This is a genomic window from Vibrio rhizosphaerae (assembly GCF_024347095.1).
In the GTDB taxonomy this organism is placed as follows: Bacteria; Pseudomonadota; Gammaproteobacteria; order Enterobacterales; family Vibrionaceae; genus Vibrio; species Vibrio rhizosphaerae.
In genome coordinates, this window is sequence record NZ_AP024903.1 from 3,404,555 (window position 1) to 3,427,210 (window position 22,656).

General features: G+C 47.6%; 16 protein-coding genes. 8 read left to right on the top strand and 8 right to left on the bottom strand.

Features of this window, described 5'->3' with window-relative positions; translation table 11 throughout:
* Window positions 1–45: 45 nt before the first annotated feature.
* The 5 genes from araG (at window position 46) to OCV37_RS14830 (ending at window position 4,327) form a co-directional block, all read left to right on the top strand.
* Complete coding sequence (gene araG, locus OCV37_RS14810) at window positions 46–1,563, top strand: L-arabinose ABC transporter ATP-binding protein AraG (protein ID WP_038185397.1); 1,518 nt, start codon at window positions 46–48, stop codon at window positions 1,561–1,563.
* Window positions 1,564–1,575: 12 nt separating this feature from the next.
* Window positions 1,576–2,565: an L-arabinose ABC transporter permease AraH gene (gene araH, locus OCV37_RS14815; protein ID WP_038185393.1), complete on the top strand. Its 990-nt coding sequence runs from the start codon at window positions 1,576–1,578 to the stop codon at window positions 2,563–2,565.
* A gap of 146 nt (window positions 2,566–2,711) precedes the next feature.
* The gene (locus OCV37_RS14820; protein WP_038185391.1) at window positions 2,712–2,969 is read left to right on the top strand and encodes a type II toxin-antitoxin system Phd/YefM family antitoxin; all 258 of its coding nucleotides are present in this window, start codon (window positions 2,712–2,714) and stop codon (window positions 2,967–2,969) included.
* Window positions 2,957–3,259: a type II toxin-antitoxin system RelE/ParE family toxin gene (locus OCV37_RS14825; protein ID WP_038185390.1), complete on the top strand. Its 303-nt coding sequence runs from the start codon at window positions 2,957–2,959 to the stop codon at window positions 3,257–3,259. The genes OCV37_RS14820 and OCV37_RS14825 overlap by 13 nt, the downstream gene beginning before the upstream one ends.
* 171 nt (window positions 3,260–3,430) lie before the next feature.
* Window positions 3,431–4,327: a HEPN domain-containing protein gene (locus tag OCV37_RS14830; RefSeq protein ID WP_038185575.1), complete on the top strand. Its 897-nt coding sequence runs from the start codon at window positions 3,431–3,433 to the stop codon at window positions 4,325–4,327.
* 191 nt (window positions 4,328–4,518) lie between these two features.
* On the opposite strand, the gene OCV37_RS14835 is transcribed toward OCV37_RS14830, so the two are convergent.
* The 3 genes from OCV37_RS14835 to OCV37_RS14845 form a co-directional block, all read right to left on the bottom strand.
* A complete protein-coding gene (locus tag OCV37_RS14835) occupies window positions 4,519–4,914 on the bottom strand; it encodes a hypothetical protein (RefSeq protein WP_038185387.1) in 396 nt (131 codons plus the stop codon).
* A gap of 226 nt (window positions 4,915–5,140) precedes the next feature.
* Window positions 5,141–5,626 (bottom strand): hypothetical protein, encoded by a 486-nt coding sequence (locus tag OCV37_RS14840; protein ID WP_211252103.1) that lies wholly within the window; start codon window positions 5,624–5,626, stop codon window positions 5,141–5,143.
* Window positions 5,627–5,743: 117 nt separating this feature from the next.
* The gene (locus OCV37_RS14845; RefSeq protein ID WP_038185384.1) at window positions 5,744–6,622 is read right to left on the bottom strand and encodes a LysR family transcriptional regulator; all 879 of its coding nucleotides are present in this window, start codon (window positions 6,620–6,622) and stop codon (window positions 5,744–5,746) included.
* Between the two features lie 142 nt (window positions 6,623–6,764).
* Here OCV37_RS14845 and OCV37_RS14850 point away from each other — a divergent pair, with 142 nt between their 5' ends.
* Window positions 6,765–7,985: a hypothetical protein gene (locus tag OCV37_RS14850; protein WP_038185381.1), complete on the top strand. Its 1,221-nt coding sequence runs from the start codon at window positions 6,765–6,767 to the stop codon at window positions 7,983–7,985.
* Between the two features lie 6 nt (window positions 7,986–7,991).
* Complete coding sequence (locus OCV37_RS14855; protein ID WP_084717535.1) at window positions 7,992–8,984, top strand: DMT family transporter; 993 nt, start codon at window positions 7,992–7,994, stop codon at window positions 8,982–8,984.
* 182 nt (window positions 8,985–9,166) lie between these two features.
* Here the strand turns inward: OCV37_RS14855 and OCV37_RS14860 are convergent, their stop codons facing one another.
* The 5 genes from OCV37_RS14860 to OCV37_RS14880 form a co-directional block, all read right to left on the bottom strand.
* A complete protein-coding gene (locus OCV37_RS14860) occupies window positions 9,167–17,212 on the bottom strand; it encodes a non-ribosomal peptide synthetase (RefSeq protein WP_051680854.1) in 8,046 nt (2,681 codons plus the stop codon).
* Window positions 17,213–17,883: 671 nt separating this feature from the next.
* Window positions 17,884–19,458: an acetolactate synthase large subunit gene (locus OCV37_RS14865; protein ID WP_211252102.1), complete on the bottom strand. Its 1,575-nt coding sequence runs from the start codon at window positions 19,456–19,458 to the stop codon at window positions 17,884–17,886.
* A 268-nt stretch (window positions 19,459–19,726) separates the two neighbouring features.
* Window positions 19,727–20,548: an NADPH-dependent 7-cyano-7-deazaguanine reductase QueF gene (gene queF / locus OCV37_RS14870; RefSeq protein WP_038185380.1), complete on the bottom strand. Its 822-nt coding sequence runs from the start codon at window positions 20,546–20,548 to the stop codon at window positions 19,727–19,729.
* 22 nt (window positions 20,549–20,570) lie between these two features.
* Window positions 20,571–21,425: a queuosine precursor transporter gene (locus OCV37_RS14875; RefSeq protein ID WP_038185379.1), complete on the bottom strand. Its 855-nt coding sequence runs from the start codon at window positions 21,423–21,425 to the stop codon at window positions 20,571–20,573.
* Window positions 21,415–22,017, bottom strand: coding sequence for a helix-turn-helix domain-containing protein (locus OCV37_RS14880; protein WP_038185378.1), 603 nt, complete (start codon window positions 22,015–22,017; stop codon window positions 21,415–21,417). The genes OCV37_RS14875 and OCV37_RS14880 overlap by 11 nt, the downstream gene beginning before the upstream one ends.
* A 281-nt stretch (window positions 22,018–22,298) precedes the next feature.
* Here OCV37_RS14880 and OCV37_RS14885 point away from each other — a divergent pair, with 281 nt between their 5' ends.
* On the top strand, window positions 22,299–22,508 hold the full coding sequence (locus tag OCV37_RS14885) for a hypothetical protein (RefSeq protein WP_157635085.1): 210 nt from the start codon (window positions 22,299–22,301) through the stop codon (window positions 22,506–22,508).
* The last annotated feature ends 148 nt before the right edge of the window (window positions 22,509–22,656 follow it).

Below are 22,656 nucleotides of genomic sequence, written 5' to 3' on the forward strand. Positions count from 1 at the left end.
GGTGGCACAATGTTGTGCCACCTTCTGAACCCACAGGAGGCCACTATGGCAGCATTGCCCTCTTCTTTAGAGTTTAGTCAGATTTCAAAGCACTTTCCGGGCGTCAAAGCGCTCTCGAATATAAATTTTCGAGTCCAGAGCAGCAGTATTCATGCGTTGATGGGCGAAAATGGTGCCGGGAAATCGACCTTGCTGAAAATTCTCAGCGGACTCTATCAACCCACAGAAGGACAATTGATCATTGATGGTCAGTCCGCTGTATTTTCCTCGACCGTCGATGCACTCAATCACGGGATCGCGATTATCTATCAAGAGCTGAACCTCGTTCCGGAACTCAGCGTGGCGGAAAATATTTATCTGGGCCAGTTGCCGACCAAAAACGGGTCGGTTGATCGGGACACTCTACACCGCAACGCCCGGGAACAGTTACTGCGACTCGGGGAAGATTTTGACCCATCCCGTCCACTGAAAGAATTCTCAATTGGTCAGTGGCAGATGGTTGAAATTGCCAAAGCACTGAGTCGGAATGCACAAATCATTGCCTTCGACGAACCGACCAGTAGTTTGTCACAGCGGGAAATCCAGAATTTATTTAAAGTGATTCGTGAACTGCGTAATGACGGCAAAATCATTCTTTATGTATCACACCGGATGGAAGAAATCTTCGAGCTGTGTGATGCCATTACCATTTTCAAAGACGGGACGCACGTCCAGACCTTCGATACATTAGCTGATCTCACCAATGACCGTCTCGTTGAGCTGATGGTCGGACGGGAAATCAATGATATCTATCACTACCGTGGTCGCGAATATCGGGGCAGCGGACTGAAAATTGACGAACTCATGGGACCGGGGCTCACCCAACCCGTTTCTCTGGACATTCAGCGCGGAGAAATCCTTGGGCTGTTCGGCCTTGTCGGTGCCGGCCGGACTGAACTGACCCGGCTGATTTTCGGTGCAGATAAAGCAACCGCCGGTACGATTACCATTCAAGGTGAAACCGTGCGGATTCACTCCCCCGGTGAAGCGATTCGCGCCGGTGTGACCCTCTGCCCCGAAGACCGTAAAGCAGACGGCATCGTGCCGATTCTTTCCGTTCGCGAAAACACCAATATCAGCGCCCGGCCTGATTTTCTCAAGTCAGGCGGACGTATCGACTTTCGCTGGGAAGAGAAAAATGCCCAGTTACAGTGCGATGCACTGAACGTGAAAGCGGCCTCTCTCGACCAACTGATCGGTGAGCTTTCCGGCGGGAACCAGCAAAAAGTGATTCTTGCCCGCTGGCTCTCGACGGATATGAAAGTCATCCTGCTCGACGAACCGACCCGAGGGATCGATGTCGGTGCAAAATCTGAAATTTATGAATTGATCTTCAAATTGGCAGAAAACGGTGTCGCCGTACTCGTGGTCTCCAGTGACCTGCCAGAAGTGTTGGGGATTTCCGACCGATTACTGGTCATGAAAGACGGGGCAATCTCCGGAGAACTGCAACGCGATCAATTTGACGAACAAACCGCATTACGTCTGGCGATGTTGGGTGCAACCAACCCCGTCGCAGCATAGAGGAAATCAGTCATGGCCATTACAACCACCAAACCGAATACCAATGAGACGAAGAAACCGAGCATCGATTTCTCCCACATCTGGGATAAGTTCGGGATGCTCATTGTATTTGCAGGGCTGTTTCTGCTCTGCGCTTTTTTTGTGCCCTATTTTGCCACCTTCATCAATATGAAAGGATTGGGGCTGGCGATCTCCATGAGCGGCATGGTCGCTTGTGCGATGTTATTCTGCCTCGCCTGTGGCGACCTTGACCTTTCAGTTGCGTCGGTCATTGCCTGCGCCGGGGTCGTCACCGCGGTTGCAATTAATGCCACCAGCAGTGTGACCCTCGGCATCATTGCCGGATTATTGTCCGGGGTCTTCTTTGGCCTGATCAATGGCTTTGTCATCGCCAAACTACAAGTCAATGCCCTGATCACGACACTGGCAACCATGCAGATCGCACGCGGACTGGGTTACATCATCTCGGACGGGAAAGCGGTCGGGATTACCGAAGAAAGCTTTTTCGCACTGGGTAACTCTTCTGTTCTGGGGATTCCGACACCAATCTGGCTGACGATTATCACGTTTATCATTTTCGCATTTCTGCTCAACCGGACAGTTTACGGTCGCAATACACTCGCGATCGGCGGTAACGAAGAAGCAGCCCGTCTGGCCGGGGTCAATGTGGTCAAAACCAAACTGATTATCTTCACCGTGTCCGGGTTTATTTCTGCGCTTGCGGGTGTGATTCTCGCGGCCCGGATGACCAGTGGTCAGCCGATGACTTCCGTCGGTTTCGAACTGGTGGTCATCTCAGCCTGTGTTCTGGGTGGAGTGTCGCTGAAAGGCGGGGTGGGTAAAGTATCTTATGTGATTGCCGGGGTCCTGATTCTGGGTACAGTTGAGAATGCGATGAACCTGCTCAACATGTCACCGTTCGCACAATATGTGGTTCGGGGCTCGATTCTGTTAGCTGCGGTTATTTTTGACCGTTACAAACAGCAATCAAGAAAGGTTTAAGGTTTCGGCTTAAGCGCCATCTGGCAAATGATTTACAAAGCCCTCAGACAGGAAACTGCTGAGGGTCAGCGTTAGCCTTCATGAAGCTTGCTATACTAAAAGTGATAGAATAGTATCACTTTTAGTATTCCTGTGGAGCGGCTCTCATGAAAGTAGAACTAGTTACATCACTCAAACGTCAAGCAACGAAGATCCTTGCCGATCTCCACGACACGAAAGAACCCGTGTTGATTACTGAACACGGTAAGCCATCGGCATATCTGGTTGATGTTGATGATTACGAGTTTATGCAAAATCGTTTGGCGATTCTGGAGGGGATTGCACGAGGTGAGCGCGCATTAGCTGATGGTAAAATGATGAGTCACGATGAAGCCAGGGACAAAATGTCAAAATGGCTGAAATAATCTGGACGGAGTCAGCACTATCTGATCTTAATGACATCGCTGAATACATCGCACTTGAAAATGTTGTCGCTGCACAGCAATTGGTTCACATGCTCTTCTCTAAAGTTGAACATCTGGAAAACCTCCCTGAATCGGGTCGCGTTCCGCCCGAGCTAGAACATCTCAGTTATCGTGAAATTGTCGTTAATCCGTGTCGGATTTTCTATAAACAAGACAGCGACAAAGTCTTTATTCTGTTAGTCATGCGCGCAGAGAGAGATTTGCGTAAGTTTCTATTGAGTAAGCAATAACCTTTTGAGTAAGCAATAAGCCTTGCGAATGAGCGACATACAAACGCTATAGCTTTGAATTGAATCGCATTTTTCTCAGTAACCGACGTAAAGTGAAGGTTGATGGTGTTCTTTGTTGACACCTTCTTTTATGCTACTGCTATTCATCCACCACTAACTCATGTCGTGATTATGAAAACATTCCTCGACCACCTGCCTGAATCGAAACAGCAAGAACTGACCGCCATTTCAACGATTCTGCGTGACACGCTGGAAGACTACCTTCAGGGCAAAACGGGGAGTAAAAGCGAGTTTCGTATCCTGAAAGTCATCCTGTTTGGCAGTCATGCCAGAGGTGACTGGGTTAACGATCCGGTCAATGGGTATATCAGCGATTACGATATTCTGGTAATCGTTAACAAAGCAGCACTGGTTGAAGAAGATGTGGTCTGGCAGCGAGCTAAAGAGCAGATTGAGCGCAAAGTGACTTCTGCACCTCTGGGGCTGATTGTCCATGACTTGCAGGAAGTGAATGAACGCCTGCAACAAGGGCATTACTTTTTTAAGAGTATTCGTGAAGAAGGGATAGAGCTATTTGCTGCAACACCAAAACCGCTGGCGGAGCCGGGCGATTTGACCGAGGCCGAAAAACAGGAAATTGCCCGCAAACATTACGCACAGTGGTTTGAAAGCGCAGAGCAATTTTTCGTTTCCTATAAAGATGATCTCAAACGGCAATGGCTTAAAAAGTCCGCTTTTATGCTTCATCAATCTGCTGAACGCTTTTTGGCCTGTGCCCTGCTCACCTGTACCAACTACCTGCCCAAGTCCCACAATATCGAAAAGCTCGCAAAGCTGTGCGCCCAAATCGATGCTGAATTTGCAACAATTTTCCCACTTGATAACAAATTCCACCGCCGTAGTTTCCGCCGCCTGCAACGGGCGTATATCGAAGCCCGCTATTCAGAACATTATGAAATCACCGCAGAAGAGCTGACCTACCTCGAAAGTGAAGTGTTACGTCTAAAAGCGTTAGTGGAACAGATTTGTCTCACGCGGCTGGGTTATACTGAGTGTCTGTTGCACTGAATTCAAATCAATCCCCCAAACAAAGAAAATTATTCCGGAAGAATGATTAGGCTTTTCAGGGTATGGATGCGCTTAAAAGCCGGTTCTGTAAAGCGTGTGATTCTGTCAAACAAAAAGATTTTCTGGTGACGCTTGCAAAGATGTAAGCGTCACTGACGCGAAAAACACTCAATAAACCATAGCGGTCAACATTACTGCGTGTATTCAAGAAACATTAAGGATTGTACTGCACCATCCCGGACATCACTCAGTACAATTTCAGATGTCCCTTTTCTATATGTCCTGTGATGGCTATCTCCAACATATTGTTTCTGGGATAAGTATGGGAGTAATGTTTTTGTATCTAGGTGACACTCTAGCTGCGTCATCATCGGTTTAGGCCCATCCGCTGAACTATATCTAAACTGAGGCTCGGTCTGGCAGAGTTCTTTTATACCTATAATCTCTTCAGGCGTTAAAATCAGATAGTCGAGACTATTCTGATTGTATTGGCGCTCTTCAGCAAACTGCATCATCAAGGCATAAATAAAAATCGACAGGATCAATACAAATACGATAGAAATCGTGACATATGACTTTTTACTCATCTCAATGTACCACCTGGTATAATTCACCTTCTTTGAGAGGTTTTATTGTATTTAAGAAAGGAGGAAGTCGTCCACGAGTTATGCGTCCAGTATTGGGAGGAATGGGATATAAATAGGGTGAGGTAGAATGGTTTTTATTGTTACCTACTGGGCTGCCTCAATCTACCGAACAATCAGAGACTCCCGATGATTGCCGACGTTAAGTCAGCAACTCAGGAGCCCGGATTTATTTGTTTTTCCAATCGGTGCTGATGGGATTGGATACGGTATTTTTTTCCAAAGTGTAAGTACCATTTTGCTGTGCGATCGCCTCTCCGGTATCGACAATTGCATTCTGGATAAATATGCTTTGCGCATTATCACCCCGGATGAAAGTCAGCTGATGATATGCGGTTTTATTCCCCCAGTCCGGAGAGGGCAAGGATATAAATCTCACCGTATAGGTTTCATCACTGAAATCCCCTTGCATGACGTAAACACCGTAATGGTTTTCGCCTTGAGAAATGATTTTATATGTCCCGTTGTTATAGTAATAAACCTCTGCATCGGGAAACGGCTTTTCGCTGTACATTTTCCGGTAATGAAGCACCTGTTTATATGTTGGCTCACCAAAGTTTACGGTTAACGTCTTCCCATCATGAGATGTGGTTAACCCTTCTGCATACGCCGAGCAACCTAGCATTAACAAACCCGCTGTTGAAAATATTTTCACTTGTGATTCCTTCCGTTGACTGAATAAATTTTTGTTTTTAAATGTTTTTATGAGTATTGTTGCGCAATTATTCATTGCATAATCACGTCAGTCAAGTTAAACCGGAAGAACCTATAATCACGAATTCACCGAATGCAACTGTTGTGCAAGGGTAATAAATGCTTTCACCGCCGGGCTGGCCTGATAGCTGTCTAATACCGCCAGACCAATCCGCCGCTTGATTGGCGGTGATAATGGCCGACAAACATAACGCTGCGAATCGCAATCCGGTAACGATGATTCCGCGACGACAGAAATTGCATCGCCGCTTTCAACGAGCGACAGAATGCTGAGCAGTTGGGATGTGCGATAGCGAATTTGCGGCTGCAATTTCTCGGCATGAAACAGACGAATCACCCATTCACCGGATCCTGCACCGGTCAGAATAAACGGATCGTAACACAGGGATGATAACGTCACGGACTCAAGCCGGCTCAAGGGATGTGCCGCAGGCAGTAAAGCAACCATCTGATCATCAAGCAGCGGGAAGACATCGAGATCATTTTCCGGCAACACCACAAAGCCGACATCCACCCGACGCTCTCTCAACCACTGAGTCACCTGAATATCCGGTCCTTCATCGACATAGATTTCGATCCCCGGAAATTTTTGTTGATATTGATGAATAATATGAGGCAGCAAACGGACTGACGAGGTTGGACCAAACGAACCGATACGCAGCATACCCTGCTTCATCCCCTGAGCATCGGTTGCTTCCTGACGCATGGTTTCGGCCACACCGAGTAACGTACGTGAACGTGCCAGCAGCCGCGCTCCGATATCGGTCAGTTCGACACGGCTCTGATGACGGAGGAACAGTTTCACCCCGAGCTCATCTTCTAATGCCTTGATCGCGTGTGAAACCCCTGATTGAGAAATTCCGAGCCGTTGAGCTGCAATCGTGAAATGCAGGCTATCCGATAGAACCGAAAAAATTTCCAACTGCGTTAATGTCATAACGACCCCATGAGTAAATGCTCATTTCCTTATGAGTGATCATATCGATAAGTATATAAGACCATATGAATCAAATCTTTTCTATGGACTTCCCCATAAAACAACAACGGCTCATAAAACAATCATGGCAAAGGAGTGCGGTATGATTTATCAGTCACAACGCCCGACGGATGGCGTTTCATCTCTATGGCCGGAAATCAACGGCTATTTTTTATCTTTTCAGGAAATCCCTGCACATTGTCGGCCAAAAAATCAAACGCAGCAGACGTTTCATCAACTCTTGGCCGGATTTGACGGCACCATTAGTTGTGAAATCCGAGAGTTTTATCGTTTTAATTTACATCTTGCTCAAATGAACTGGCGCGAAATCCAAAGACCGGAATTCAAACTCATCTATCAAGCTTGCGAAGCCTGGACGCGGTTTCAGTATGAACAAGCCTATACCCTGATGAGAGTTCACTTGAAAAGATTTCCGACAGATGTGATTGCGCTGTATATCTTACACATGTTTGAGTTCTGCACCGGCCGAACCACACGTCTGGTTGATGTGCTGGCACAATGTGAAGCGGCTTTGCCCCGGACACATGATCTCTACCCTTTCTATCTCGCTATCAAGTCTTTCGTTCTGTGTGAATGCCAGCAATACGAACAAGCATTAGCCGCCGGCTGGGATTCTATCGAAACCTGTCCGGATAATGTCTACGGGATCCATGCGCTTGTCCATGTACTGCACGAAACGGAACAATGGGCACAAATTATTGAATTCCTAAATCACCGAACCTCGTCATGGATGAATAATCCGGGGATGAAAATTCACATCTGCTGGCACCTCGTGATTGCCTACGAACAAAACCAGATGCCGGAAGCGGCTTTAGAAACCTTCCACACCTTGTGCCACATGAAACAAACCCCGTTTGCCAAACAAGACCTCGATGCGGTCGGGTTTCTGTGGCGACTACATCTGAAACATACCGATCAGGGGGCTCAGAAACAGTGGCAGCAGCAGTGGCTGAAACTGGCAACACTCTGGACAGGAGTGATTGAAAACTCAGTATCTTATCTCCATAAGCTTCATGCAGCACTGTCATTCTCTGCCACCAATCAACCTTTTCTGATTGAAAAGCTCATTGCTGAATGTGACGGTTTCGGGATTGATCCACAAACACACCGGACCGGCGTTGCTATTTTAAAAGCGATTCATCAGTTCACTCTCGGGCAGTATCAAACCTGTCTGTCGGAGTTAGAACAGTGCCAGCAATCCTGGCATCTCATCGGTGGCAGTCGTGCACAGCGCGACATACTTCATCTCACCAAAGCGTATGCGGAACAGCACGCACAACACGCCCTCAACATAGCGAGTTAATAAAATATGAGCCATCCGAAAAAACATCCCGTGCGATCCGATGAGGGCCGGCTTCATCATCCCGGCATCTACCTCAAACTCGCGGTGGTTTCGATCATCTGGGGCGGAACATTCGTTGCCGGGCGAGCCATCAATCCGGAAATTCCTCCGCTGGTCTCGGCAACACTACGTTTCTTGCTGGCCGGTGTCACTCTGGTACTGGTGTTAATCGTGACCGGAAGAGGCTTTATCCGCATCACGAAACAGCAACTCTGTGTCCTGTTCGGACTCGGTTTCTGTGGCATCTACACCTACAACCTGTTTTTCTTTGCTGGATTACAACAAATTGGTGCCTCCCGCGCCTCGCTGATCGTGGCTGCCAATCCGGCGATGATCGCCATCGCTTCTTTTGTGTTCTATAAAGAGCGTTTTTCACTGACACGCCTGTGCGGTATTGCCCTTTGCATTGGTGGTGCCGTGATGGTAATCCTCAGTAAATCTCCCCAGCTAGTCAGTCAGGCACAAACCTCAGGGAGCGGCGATCTGATGATTGTCGGCTGTGTACTCAGTTGGGTTGCCTATAGTGTCTTCGGCAGACGCACGGTGCAAACCATCGGGGCATTGCATACGGTTACTTATTCGGTGTTAGCAGGCGCAGTCATGCTGACATTCACCACCTTGTTCAGTGGTCAGCTAACAACGGAGACTCTGGCACAGATCCATGTTCAGGACCTGTTCGGTCTCAGTTATCTGGGCATTCTCGGGTCAGCGCTTGCTTATATCTGGTACTACAGTGGCATTGAGAAGATCGGGGCAACCCGGGCCGGTGCTTTTATCGCACTCAATCCAATTGCAGCGGTCTCGCTGGGCGCACTCCTGCTCGGCGAACGTCTCAGTGTGTTGATGGGCGTTGGCGGCTTGCTGGCTATTGTGGGGATTTTGCTCTGTAATCGCCCGGAACACTCAAAGTCAAGCCGGGTCACACCCGACCCGTTACTGGTGACTCAGCCCGTGAAGTGATTGTTTATAGATGAAGTGTTGGGGAACATAGGACTATTGTACTGGCAGGCACGTTTTGCCGAGAGACTTCCGTGATTGGCATTCAAATGCAGGTCCTCAAACACTCGTATGCAAACCTTATCCCCAAAAAATTGCCCACCGGTCGGTGGGCAATTGGTTTTATCGAACCACAGGGCTTGGGTTTAAATATCCGTCACCAAAGTCCGGAATGTCGGTTGCATGATTTCAGCAATCAAATTCACAAACGGTGGTCTGAGCAAACTGAAGTGATCGGCCCGACTCTCAACGCAATTTAGGTTGAGTGACTGGGTCTGCCACGCTTCTTTGACACCTGCTTTCATATCCTGTGTGAACACCAGATTGACCAGCGTATTTGGCTGTACCGCTGGCTGATAATGCGTTCGGATATTGGTCGCAAAGACCCGGAAAATACCATCCAAGTCATCCACACCGGTGTTATCCGTCAGTACGCCTTGCGCCACCAGATAACCATGCACCAGCGTTAACCGTTCCCGGTGAGTGAGACCTTTCAGGTCTTGCTCAGTCAGGCCTAAAGCGGCACCTTGTCTCTCAAACTGTTCGACGAGCAGCATCAGTGCCGACAGGTCACTGTACTCACGCGGCGTCGCATCCGGCGCTTCAGAATCAGCAATCGTCAGTGACGCAACCTGAATGCCTTCTGCTTCCAGCAGTGTGGCCAGTTCGAGGGCTACCCATCCCCCGAACGAGTGTCCGACAATATGAATCGGCCCGATACAGGTTCTCGACGCCAGCGCTTTCAGATAGAAAGCCGCAGCCGCTTCAACCGTTGTATGCGGAATATCATGACCTTTGAGACCACGCGGCTGGAAGCCAAGCACACTCCAGTCGGATTCAATCGACTGCACCAATCCCATGAAGGCACAGACATTGACACCGGCACCGGGAATACACAATACCGTCGGCCCGTGTCCGTTGCCTTCCTGTAAGGTTACCAACGGATCATACGGCGCGTTGCGCATCACTTTACCGGCGGCATAAGCTTTCTCCCGATCATGCAGATCGTTTGAAATGGCCTGACCGAGATAGCCGATATAAGGCTCAACAATCAAGTGATAATGCGTTGTACCCGGAATCGTTGTCGGACGAATCGAGTCTTGAGGTAAGAAACGATCCCAACGCAGATAAGGCACCACATCAGCCGCTTCACCTTCAGGACGCAACTCAGCCACATAGAGATCGATATCGACCGGGAGATTTTTGTACTCGTATTCCGCCCGGATCAACGCCTCTCGGTGCTGCATCCAGTTCATAAAATACGTATCGGTCCAACCCGCCGGTAACATCCCCATGTCTTTGGCCATCCGGTAGTGATCTTTCCATGTCATGCCCTCTTCCAGCGTACTTTCCGATTCAGCCAGACCATAGATGTCATACGCAAGACCGTCGTAAATCTCTTTACTCATCAGCAGAATCTTCTGCTCTTCCGTCAGATGCTCTTCACCGACATGCCGCGGTACAATCGCTTTCTCAGCCGTCGTATCAATGACACCGATGTATTCAATCTCCTGATCCTGCCCGAGCAGTTGTCTGGCAACTTCATAAGCCAGTGTGCCGCCCAGTGAAATCCCCGTCATGCGATACGGCCCTTCCGGTTGGGTTTCCCGGATAATTCTGACGTAACGTGCTGCGGCCCCCTGAATGGTGTAGAACGGTGGCGTATTACGTGCCGGTGCAACCAGACCGTAAACCGCAATATCTTGATCGATATAAGAGGTCAGCAAAGGTGAATAAAGCATTTCGCCACTGGCTTCCGGCACAATAAACAGCGGCCGCTGCTCATCGCTTGCCGGACGAAGTGCCACCGCATGTTCAATTAACACCTCAGAACTACGCTGAATGTAGTCGGCAATATCAGCAAGCCGTGATGCAGAAAACAGCGTCGAGAGTGTCAGTTCATAGCCATGCTGACGGGCTTCGTTGAGAAACTGTACCGCGACCAGAGAGTGACCGCCCAATTCAAAGAAGCTGTCGTTGCGCCCTACTTTTTCAACGCCGAGCAATCGCTGCCAAATCGCAGCAATGGTTTCTTCGACTTCCCCTTCTGGCGGAACATAAACCTGAGTGACGAAGTCGGCCGCTTCCGGCTCCGGCAATGATTTACGATCAACCTTTCCGTTCGGTGTCAGCGGAATCTGGTCAAGTTTGACATAAGCCACAGGCACCATGTAATCGGGCAGACGAGCAGACAGATAGGCCCGTAGTGGTGCCGTCTGCGCATTACCGACATAGTAAGCCAGCAAACGCTGATCATGATTCGGTGTTTTCTCTGCAATCACGACCGCTTCAGCAACCCCATGATGAGTGCTCATGCAGGCGCTGATTTCTCCCAGTTCGATGCGGAAACCACGAATTTTCACCTGACTGTCATTACGACCCAGATATTCAATCGTCCCATCGGCGGTCCAACGGCCTAAATCACCACTGCGATACATCCGGGCACCGAGTTCATAAGAATACGGGTCATCGAGGAAACGTTCTTCCGTCATCTCGGGGCGGTTGAGGTAACCTCTGGCGACACTCTTACCGCTGATATAAATTTCCCCTTTGACGCCAATCGGCACCGGTTGCTGATACGCATCCAGAATATAGATACTGGTATTATCGACCGGTGAACCGATGTGCAGTAAATCGTCTGTCGGCTGAATCACGCCCGACGTTGCAACAACAGTGGTTTCGGTTGGGCCGTAGTTATTCACCAGCGTAAAGGATGTCTCCGGATGGGGATGGTGGTTCAGTCGATCCCCGCCCACTAACAGCGTCCGCAGTGTCGGGTGGTCAAGTTGTCTTGACAACACCAGTTCAGCAATCGGTGTGGACATAAATCCCACTTCAATCGGTTGTGAGATCCACCACGCGAGTAACTGCTCCGGATCGCGGGAAATATCGAGCGTCGGCAGCATCACATGGGCTCCGGTACAAAGTGGCGGCCAGATTTCCCACACGGCCGCGTCGAAACCGACCCCCGCCACACTGGAGACACAAGTGCCGGGCTTAATCTCAAATGCCCGATTGTGCCAATGTACCAGATTCGCCAGATTACGGTGTTCAACCATCACCCCTTTCGGCTGTCCGGTTGAGCCCGAGGTGTAAATGATATAGGCCAAATGATCCGGTCGGATATGCTCGGATTGTGGATTGTTTGTCGGATAATCGCGCCATATAAACAGTTCTGTGCTGATGTTAATCACACGAATCTCTGTTGTGCCGACAATCGTTTCCGTCTCGAGGATACCGTCAGATAAAATCAGTGTCGGCTGACTATCCGCAACCATATATTGCAGGCGGTCGGCAGGATAACTCGGATCCATCGGGATATAACAGCCACCGGCCTTGAGCGTCGCCAGCATCGCAACAATGAGGTCAGTGTTACGGTCAAAACAGAGGCCAACCCGCTGGTCGGGAGCCACCCCTTGGGCCCGCAGATAATAAGCAAGACGGTTGGCTTGCTGATTCAGCTCGCGATATGTCAGTTTCTGAGTCTCACTCACCACCGCGATGACTTCCGGATACTCGGCAGCCTGCTGTTCAAACAGCGTGTGGACACAGATATCAGTCACAGCGGAAGTACGCGTTGCGTTCAGTTGATTAACCACTTTCCGGTATTCATCTTTCGGCAGGATATTCAACGCATGAATGAGCTGTTTCGGTTGCGCTTCCAACGCGGAGACCAACTCGCGCAAAGCACGCATAACCATCGCGCCGACCCGTTCACAGCCGATACTTTCATCGACCTGAATATCTAAGGAAAACCCGAGTTTTGGATTGTCATTCACCGACAGTGTGATCGGATAGTTTGTCCGCTCTTCGGTAAACAGCAAATTCATCGGTCCGCTCTCAATCCCTGTTTGGCTGTTGCCGCCATCGTAACGATAGTTGAGCAAGCTGCTAAACAGCGGGGTTTGTGGTGCAACGCCACTACACTGCTGCGCCAGAGACAATGAACCATGTTCATACTCGAGCATTTCAGCCAAATGTTGATGCGTATACTGAACCGCTTCTGTGACTGTTTCATTGGACAGCGACAAACGTAACGGTAAGGTATTGAGGAACATTCCCAGCACCCGATCCGCCCCGGCACCACCGGCCATCCGGCCAAATAATACCGTGCCGAAAACCACATCATCACGACCTGTAGTTGCCCGGACCACCAGCCCCCAAGCCAGATGGAATAAACTCGCAGCACTGACGCCCTGACGGCGGGCCTGCTCCCGAATCAACTGAGACAGATCCGCCTCAACCGGTAAATGCAGCTCATGAATTTCGTGGCCGTCCCCTTGCACATTGAGTAAACCGAATGGCGCAGAAGGCTCATCAATATCGCCGAGACGTTCACAGAAGTAAGCACTCTCTTTTTCCGGATTGCTGTCCAGCCGGCTCTCAAACACAAAGTTTCTGAACGGAAGTGGTACCGGCAGTTGTTCCACCTGTTTAAGCAGATGCGCCTGCACTTCTTCCATCATCAGTTCTAAGGTGGTGTGATCAAGGCAGAAATGGTGCATCAGCAAACAGAGTAACCATCGTCCTTCCGCAACATCTTCAACCTGATAAGCTTCAATCATCGGTGCCCGATGAACATCCAGACGGGTCAGACTTGGATCAAAGCGTTGCTGAATCGCTTTGACCATGTTCGAACCTTCAAGCTTCAGCTCGGTCAGCGGCAGCACCGCATCACGCCATACCACCTGAACCGGCACATCCAGTTGATCCCAGACGAGACTGGTTCTGAGGATGTCATGACGTTTCACCACCGCCTGAAGCGCATCAACAAATTGTTGTAACTCATCCTGACTGGTAAATGCCTTGATCGCCCGCGTAATGTAGGGGTCACCTTTTTCCTCCAATAAATGATGGAATAAAATACCTTCCTGTAACGGTGCCAGCGGATAAATATCCTGAATATTCGCCGCACCACCGGGCACAGAAGCGGCGATGGTATCGATCTGAGACTGGCTCAGTTCTACCATTGACAGCATCTCCGGGGTAATTTGCGTACACCCTGCCGGAATCAGGTTTGGCGGCACTTGACGATTTGTCTTCGATGACTGGCTCAATGTTTGCGCCAGACCGGCCAGTGTCGGGGTGGTAAACAGCGATTTGATCGCCAAATGGTAATAGTGATGTCTCAACCGTTCGATCAACTGTACTGCCAGTAGTGAATGTCCGCCCAGCTCAAAGAAATTATCATGACGCCCGACTTGCTCAACATTAAGCAAAGATTGCCAGATCGACGCCAGTAGCTGCTCGACATTACCGCGTGGCGCCTCATAATGACGGTGAACAAATGCTTCTGCATCGGGTTCAGGTAACGCTCGGTAGTCAATTTTACCGTTTGCCGTCAGTGGTATCGCATCCAACCCGACAAATGCAGCCGGTACCATGTAACTGGGCAGAGACTCACTCAGCCGCTGTTTCAATGTTTCGATCTCAATCGATGCATCAGGTTGACTGGTGTAGTAAGCGACCAGACGTTCGGATGATTCTCCGGCGTGCAATACTGTCACAACGGCACTTTGAATCCCCGAACAAGCTTGTAAAGCCGTTGCAATTTCACCGAGTTCGATCCGGAAGCCACGAATTTTGACCTGACTATCATTCCGGCCCTGATATTCAATCGTTCCATCCAAACGCCAGCGTGCGAGATCCCCGGTACGATACATCTTGCCCGCTTGCTGTTCACGGAACGGATCGGCTAAAAACCGTTCCGCAGTCATCTCCGGACGATTCAGATATCCCCGGCTGACACTATTGCCGCCGATATAGATTTCACCGGTCACGCCAAGTGGAACGGGACGTAACTGTTCATCAAGAATATAGATGTGAGTATTCGCAATCGGACTACCGATATGCAACACATCATCAGCGGCCCGAATTGCGCCAGAGGTCGCGACAACAGTCGTCTCCGTCGGACCGTAATTGTTCACCAGCGTAAAAGAGACGGATTCATCAGGTTGACGCGTCAGCCGATCACCACCGACCAACAGATATCGTAATGTTTTCGGTGCGACCCGGCGTGCAAATGCAAGCTCCGCAATCGGTGTCGGTAAGAAGCCGACTTCAATCGGTTGTGCAACCCACCACTCGAGCAATTGCTCCGGATCCCGCGAGGCTTCCAGCGACGGCATGGTCAGTGTCGCACCGGCACTCAATGGCGGCCACACTTCCCAGACAACCGCATCAAAGCCGAGACCGGCCACACAGGATGCATAAGTTCCTTGCTGAACATGGAAAGCCCGGTTATGCCAGTTCACCAGATTCAGCAATTGCCGATGTTCAACCATCACCCCTTTCGGCTGACCGGTTGAACCGGAGGTATAGATAATATAAGCCAGATTTTCAGGCCCCAGATCACTGACTTTCGGGTTGGATGACGGTTGCTCAAACCATAAACCCCGATCTTGTTGGGTATGGATCAGACGCGATTCCGGTAATGTTTCTGCCACTAAATCACCGAGCTCAATCACACCATCGGTCAGCACCACGGTCGGCTCACTATCGGCCAGCATATACTGTAAACGCTCTGCCGGATAAGCGGGGTCAAGCGGCACATATCCACCACCGGCTTTCAGTGTTGCCAGCATAGCGATCAACAAGTCAGCTCCCCGCCCACAGCAGATGGCAACCCGACTTTCAGGGCCGACCCCGACAGAACGCAAATAATGTGCGAGACGGTTGGCGCGAATGTTCAAACCACCGTAATTGACGCTTTCTCCGGCACATGTCAATGCAATATGTTCCGGCTCTTCACTCGCCTGACGTTCAAAGAGTTCGTGAACGGACTGTGCCGGCGGGAAGGCAATCTGAGTCTGGTTCCATGCCTCGATCATGGAACCTTCTTCTGGCATTTGCAGATTATATTCACTGACCGCGGTCTGCGCCGGTTCAGCCGCAGCACAAGAGAAGAAGTGCATCAAACGGTAGAAATGAGAAGCTAAGGTCATTTCACTATACAAAGCAGCATTAGCATCAATACACAATTCCAGCCCTTGTTGCGGGCCTCGGTCACAGATATTGATTGAGAGATCATCAATGGGCCCTAAAGTCAGGTTATTCACATTGACGGGGGCTTCACCAAACTTCATTTCGTACTCAAACGGCAAGATATTGATATCGGTTGAGAACAGTTGTTCACTCTCGGTCAGAATCCCAAGATCGGATGCCAGATCTTCACCACGGTAACACTGGTGGCGAACGGCACCGAGAATGCGGCGTTTGACCTGAGAGACAGTATCCACGAGCGTATCCTCAGTACCGATATTGAGTCTTAAGGGCAGTACATTGGAAACCATACCGGGGAATAAACGTAATCTTTTATTGGTCCGGGCCACCATTGGGCATCCCACGACCAGATCGTCTTCTCCGGTGACGCGGTGCAGATAAATCGCGATTAAAGCGATCAGCAGTTGCGGAACCTGACTTTTACATTCAACCGCAAGCTCTCTTAACATCCGATTGGTCGATGCCGGTAAATACATCTGTTTGCGGATAATATCGGTACAGGGTGCCTGCTTGTCAGACAAACTGACGGGAGCTGGCCGGTCTTTGAGGACCTCCTGCCAATATTCTTTGTCTCGCTGATACTGTTTCGATGTTTTATATTCCCGCTCAATCTCTATCGCTTCCGCCAGTGAAATAAACTGACAGGCTGGCGGCTCTTCTCCGGCCACCAATGCGGAATAAATTTCAGCGACCCGGCTGGATAAAAGAACCCCACCAAATCCGTCCAGAACCAAGTGATGAACACAGGCGTAATACCAAAAACGCTCAGGGCCGAGCTGCAGTAGTGCAAAAGAAAACGGGGGCCCCTGTTCAAGGTCAAAAGGGCGGGCCAGATCGGCCTTAAGCCATGCTTTGGCGGCTCGCTGAGGATCCTGTTCAGCCTGAAAGTCTAAAATGGGTAATTCCCAGCTCGGATCAACACCAAACCGCTGCTTCGGTCCTTGCGGCGTCAGCTCAAAGACTTGTTGAAAAGATTCAATCTCTCTGGCAGTCCGGCGGATAGCTATTTCAAAAAGATCTGGCTGAACAACACCGGATATTTCCAGATATTCAGTAATTTTAAAAAATTTGCCATGCGCATCAGGTTTTAACTCTTGAGCAAACCAGATACCCCGTTGAGCCGATGATAATGGAAGCGCCAAATGACTTTCTCGCTCTAATTGAATAGAGGATTTATGGTTATCGTTCATATTGATATTCACTCACACATTCTGATAAATAAAATTCAAATACGCGGATAAAATAACAAAACCGACAAAGTGATAATGTTATTAAGATGCCATCACTTTACTTTGTATAATAAAACAACATTCAATTCAATCATGAAAAAGCAACCAAAACATTCAATAAACAGATATATAATTAATAAGAAAAACAATCAAAAACAACCGATAAAACGCAAAATTAACCCAAAACACAATCTAAACAGTTTCCAGTAAGTTATATAATTTTTTGTTCTTATTGGTAAAGAGTCATAATTAGCATAAATTTAAATGATAATTATCATATTTAAATAATTACCAAATCATAAAACTGCAAACAAAATTAAATAAATTAATTAAAACAACAACTTGTGTTAATACAAAAACAAACAAAAAATAACAGGAGAACTGTGGTCTAATTTGTCAAAATAAGAATAGAGAGTATCATGAAGAAAATGAGTGGGATAATAAAATGTAGAAAACAGACACGACACCTCTACAGGCAAAATAAAAAATTTATAAAAAAATAGCTGATAATTAATTGAAAAAATTACCAGCAAAATGCTAAATATTTAGCCAAATACAACAACAGAGATTAATTTTTCACAAATTGTTATCAATTAATAATATAAATAACAATTAATAATTAAATTAAATCATCACAGAACAACCTCAACTAATTTCGGCCCAGACTCTTGCATCATCTTTTGGAAAATTATATCAAATGACTGGCGAGTTTCAGCCTGAACGGCAGGAACACCCATTCCTGATGCTAATCCAAGCCAGTTAATCGATGGATTTTCCAAACTCATCAGAGAAGCGGCTGATTGTCCTTGATTTTTTGCCCCCACTCGTTGAAGTTCATGGTTCAGGATACTGTATGAACGGTTACTGAATATAATGGTCACAATATCCAGATTTTCCCGCGCTTGGGTCCAGAGTGCAGGTAACAGATACATCGCACTGCCATCACCTTGTAAGTTGACGACCTTGCGTCCCGGACAAGCAATGGCCGCACCAATCGAAACGGCCATCATACTCCCCAAAGCACCACCGGTCAGATTCAGATAATCATGTGCCGCAGCGGTTTCGGTCACATGATAATGCGGGAAACCGGATGAGGCGGATTCATCACTGATAATGGCATTGTCCGGTAAGTATTTAGCAATGACCTGCATGACAAATTCCGCAGTAAGCGGGCCATCAAGCGCATACTGAGGTGCCTGATGCGTAGTGCGGTATGGCTCAATGTCCTCGGCCTCACAAGCTTTGGCTAAATCTTCTAGTGCCCGGCGACTATCTTCATCAATCCCGGTTAACCGAGTCAAACGACACCCTTCTGGTGTCAGCCAGCTTGGTTTATCGGGATATGCAAAAAAGCTGACCGGAGGCTTAGCACCAACCAAGATAATCAATTCAATCCCGGTCAGAAAATCAGCCGCCTGCTCAGAAAGGTATGGTAACCGTTCAACCGGTACTCGACCGGCACCGCGTTGAATACGTGGTGCAAAAGTATCACATAAAAGTCGGGCTCCCGTTTTTGCAGCAATCTTTCCGGCAGCGGTTAATGCCGGTTCTAACAAGGCTGAGCCTCGCATGAGGATCGCTGTTTTGAGTCCGCTGTTAATCAAACCGGCAATGTGATTAATTTTCTCGGCAGAAACGACGGTTGGTGCAGACGGAGCAATGGGGGAAGCAACATGTTCAGCGTCATTCCATGCGGTATCTGCCGGCAGAATCAAGGTCGCAATTTGCCCCGGCGCTTGTGACGCCACACACACAGCCCGAGCGGCATCCTCTCCGATTTGTTTAGAGCAAGAAGATGTATAAACCCACTCAGAAACCGGGCCTGCAAACCCGTGGATATCAGATGTTAATGGGGCATCATACTGTAGATGAGTTGTGGCATGATCGCCGACGATATTCACAATCGGAGAACCGGCCCGTCTGGCATTATGTAAGTTGGCCAGACCGTTGGCCAGTCCGGGTCCTAAATGAAGCAATGTACATGCTGGCTTGCCCGTCATACGCCCATATCCGTCAGCCGCACCCGTTGCAACATTTTCCTGAAGTGCCAGCACAGGGCGCATCCCCGGTACGCGATCCAATGCAGCAACAAAATGCATTTCTGATGTCCCCGGATTGGCGAAACAGACCTCAACACCACTTTCGACCAATGTGCGCAACAGACTTTCAGCACCATTCATCGAATAGCTTTTTGTTGCATCATTCATTGCTTAGAACCCCACATTTTCAATTATGCAAGAGATAAAAGGTATTAATGCACTCTTTTATCAAAATTAATACATATGATGCATGTTATTTCATAATTTTGTGTCTTCATACCTATTTTGCACTGCTCGGAGCTGCAACCAGTTAGCTATGAAATGAATTTGATAGAATAAATTGAAATGCCTGATTCAAACCAAAACATCAAGGCAGGCGCAATAAAAAAGGCCTCCCATCATCAGAGGGAGGCCTTTTATCGGAAGGGATAATCGGTTACTGGCGATACGCTCGTCCGACCAGCATAACGTCTTCAAAATCACTCCGGAATGGATTGATATCCAAACCACCCCGGCGAGTATAACGCGCAAGAACTGTCAGTTTCTCCGGTTTGCAGCACCGTTTGATATCGGCAAAGATACGTTCAACGCACTGCTCGTGAAATTCATTATGTTCCCGGAAGGAGATGATGTATCGCAACAAAGTTTCGCGATCAATCTCAGCGCCTTGATAATGGATATAGACACTCCCCCAGTCCGGTTGGTTGGTCACCAGACAGTTCGATTTCAGCAGATGCGAGCAAAGCTTTTCTTCAATAATGTTTGCAGAGGACGCACCTAACAAGCGATCTTCATCGTACGCATAACTGTCAATTTCAATATCCAGATCATCAATACAGGTAAAAGAGTTATCCGCACAGATTGCTAATGTTTCATCAACAGGAATCAATTTCACCTGAACATCACCACCCGACGCGGCACTCAAATCCTGAATCAGCGTTTCGACCAGTGCTTGTTCTGATGCAAATGATGTCTGATTGAGACTGTTCAGGTACAACTTAAAAGATTTAGACTCAATCAAGTTTGGGCTGGTACACGGAATCATAAATTCTGCGACGGCCACCATCGGTTTACCTTTCGGATTCAGCCAAGACAATTCATAGCCGGTCCACAAGTCATAACCGGAGAAAGCGGCACTATCACATGCGGTAATATTACTGCGCCCACGAGCCCGCGGAATCGGATCCAGCAGTTGCGGGGTATAGGTTGATATATAATCCGTCTTCTTACCAAGATTTTTAGAATAAGTTGTATCCATAATGATCCACTAACGTTGTCGTTTATCGATTGATATATTTATTAAATAGCGTCCTTGCACCGTATATCGGGCCAACACCGACAATCGCATAGATGCTTTTCACAACAACCTGGCAAATAAACATGCTCCATAACACAGATGGACTGAGGATATGACTGAATGCCAGATAGATGAAAATTGCACTATCGATTAACGACGCAAAGAAAGTACTGAAAAAGACCCGCACAACCAACCGTTTGCCATTGGTCAGTTGTTTAATTTTCTGCAACAGATACGCGTTAACGTTCTCCGAAACAAAATAAGCAATCATAGAAGCCAGAAAAACCGAGTTAATACTGTGAATGATTGACTGATAGCTCTCATTGACCGCTTCCCAGTCACTAATGGTCGGTGCGTAACCGGAAAGATTGAGCATCAATAACAGAAAAGCATTGGTCACGGTTGACAGTAGAATCGCAGCCCGGGCCATACGTAGCCCATAAAATTCATTGAGAATATCGACCAGAATAAAAGAGATGGGATATAAAAAAATCGCAAAAGGAACAATAAAACCCGAGTTGGCGATCTCAATCGGTTTGACACCCGTTACATTTGACAAGATAAACACGGCCGAGAGTATCGTGGCAATGACGGCAAATGTAATCCAGTACGATTCTTTACGATCTTTGATATCGTAAGCCCCCTGAAATCCTTCATTACTGTATAGCTTGCGACAAATTTCTTTGGTCTCGATGGGGCTCAGATCTTCTGCCACCGTACTGTTAAATATTTCATTGAGTGGGATGGATAACTGTTTGCCTGTTGCCAATACCATGACATTGGCAACATGTTCCGGATGGCGACTGAAACCAATTAATTTATATTTTCTATTCTGCATGTAACCGTTCCTCTCTGACGCACCCAATCAATATCTCACCATCTCTCAGAACATAATTCTCAGATTCAATTTTCAAAGAATTTCTGGACGTTAAAATAACAAGATCATCAATATCATTGCGCTTAAACCGTTCAATCACCAATAATGCGCCAATCTGATATCGATGTGTAAATGGGGTTGTAATATTTAAGCCAATCATATTTGATTCATCCGAGAAATAATAAGTTGTCGGATGAACAACGATTAATTCACCAATATATTTATCCAATGAAGCAATTAATTCTTTCTCATTAACAATTGGGATACATAACGGATTTTTATTACCATCCGGAGAAATCAACTGATTCCGGTACTCGATCGCTTCCAGATTACTCTCTTCGATGACCCGACATGTCGTCCCAAAGAAACTAGCAATCTTTTCAACTGTTTGAGTCTGAATCCGATCAACTTTACCGTCTAAAATATTGTAAATTGTAGTTCTGGTAATACCCGTGCGTTCAGAAAAGGATTTCTTACTTTCATTACGACTTTTAATCGCATAAGAAATATTATTTTTAATATTATCTATTTTTTCTTGTTTACTTAATTTCATCTACCGCCCAACCATACGCCACAGCTAGATATCAATCGATGCCTATTCAAAGCGAAACAAATTGCGTGATCTGGATCAACATTAGATAACCAAAGATTGAACATTTTTGGTCACGTTCTGTAAAATAACTAAAAGAGTCCGTTTTTAATATGATAAACAGCAAATTTCCAACTATTGATTAATTTTTAAATTTATGATCAGTAGTCTTTAAAATCAATATAATATTAATAGCAAACTCTTAATTACATAAATATCAATAATACAGTGGTTAGGGTAATGTTATGGGCACAATGTCAGAACTAAGAGAAAATGAAAGTGGCATGGATGATGTTTTATTCTGGTGCCGCGTTGTGAGTCAGTGTAGCGTTCCAACGTCAGGAGAACTTTCCCCGGCTGAAAAAGATGCACTACACCGGGCCATTATGGCACTGCATACAACGACAACACTCTATACCAATAGTGTAACGGAAGCCGTCGTATCTGAAATGTGAGTCGGTTGAATGATATGGAAGCGTGATGGACAGCGCTTCCAAGGCCGAGTTGTCCATCAATTCTGTCAGCATCACCGTCTCTATCGGTAAATCACAGCTCTTCACACCAGACATCATGACTTCCCGGTGCATCTTGAGCATATGACGC

Bases quoted from the DNA above. Each gene is read 5' to 3' on its own strand.
- araG (WP_038185397.1), top strand. From the start codon at position 46: ATGGCAGCATTGCCCTCTTCTTTAGAGTTTAGTCAGATTTCAAAGCAC.
- araH (WP_038185393.1), top strand. From the start codon at position 1,576: ATGGCCATTACAACCACCAAACCGAATACCAATGAGACGAAGAAACCG.
- OCV37_RS14820 (WP_038185391.1), top strand. From the start codon at position 2,712: ATGAAAGTAGAACTAGTTACATCACTCAAACGTCAAGCAACGAAGATC.
- OCV37_RS14825 (WP_038185390.1), top strand. From the start codon at position 2,957: ATGGCTGAAATAATCTGGACGGAGTCAGCACTATCTGATCTTAATGAC.
- OCV37_RS14830 (WP_038185575.1), top strand. From the start codon at position 3,431: ATGAAAACATTCCTCGACCACCTGCCTGAATCGAAACAGCAAGAACTG.
- OCV37_RS14835 (WP_038185387.1), bottom strand. From the start codon at position 4,914: ATGAGTAAAAAGTCATATGTCACGATTTCTATCGTATTTGTATTGATC.
- OCV37_RS14845 (WP_038185384.1), bottom strand. From the start codon at position 6,622: ATGACATTAACGCAGTTGGAAATTTTTTCGGTTCTATCGGATAGCCTG.
- OCV37_RS14850 (WP_038185381.1), top strand. From the start codon at position 6,765: ATGATTTATCAGTCACAACGCCCGACGGATGGCGTTTCATCTCTATGG.
- OCV37_RS14855 (WP_084717535.1), top strand. From the start codon at position 7,992: ATGAGCCATCCGAAAAAACATCCCGTGCGATCCGATGAGGGCCGGCTT.
- OCV37_RS14860 (WP_051680854.1), bottom strand. From the start codon at position 17,212: ATGAACGATAACCATAAATCCTCTATTCAATTAGAGCGAGAAAGTCAT.
- OCV37_RS14865 (WP_211252102.1), bottom strand. From the start codon at position 19,458: ATGAATGATGCAACAAAAAGCTATTCGATGAATGGTGCTGAAAGTCTG.
- queF (WP_038185380.1), bottom strand. From the start codon at position 20,548: ATGGATACAACTTATTCTAAAAATCTTGGTAAGAAGACGGATTATATA.
- OCV37_RS14875 (WP_038185379.1), bottom strand. From the start codon at position 21,425: ATGCAGAATAGAAAATATAAATTAATTGGTTTCAGTCGCCATCCGGAA.
- OCV37_RS14880 (WP_038185378.1), bottom strand. From the start codon at position 22,017: ATGAAATTAAGTAAACAAGAAAAAATAGATAATATTAAAAATAATATT.
- OCV37_RS14885 (WP_157635085.1), top strand. From the start codon at position 22,299: ATGGGCACAATGTCAGAACTAAGAGAAAATGAAAGTGGCATGGATGAT.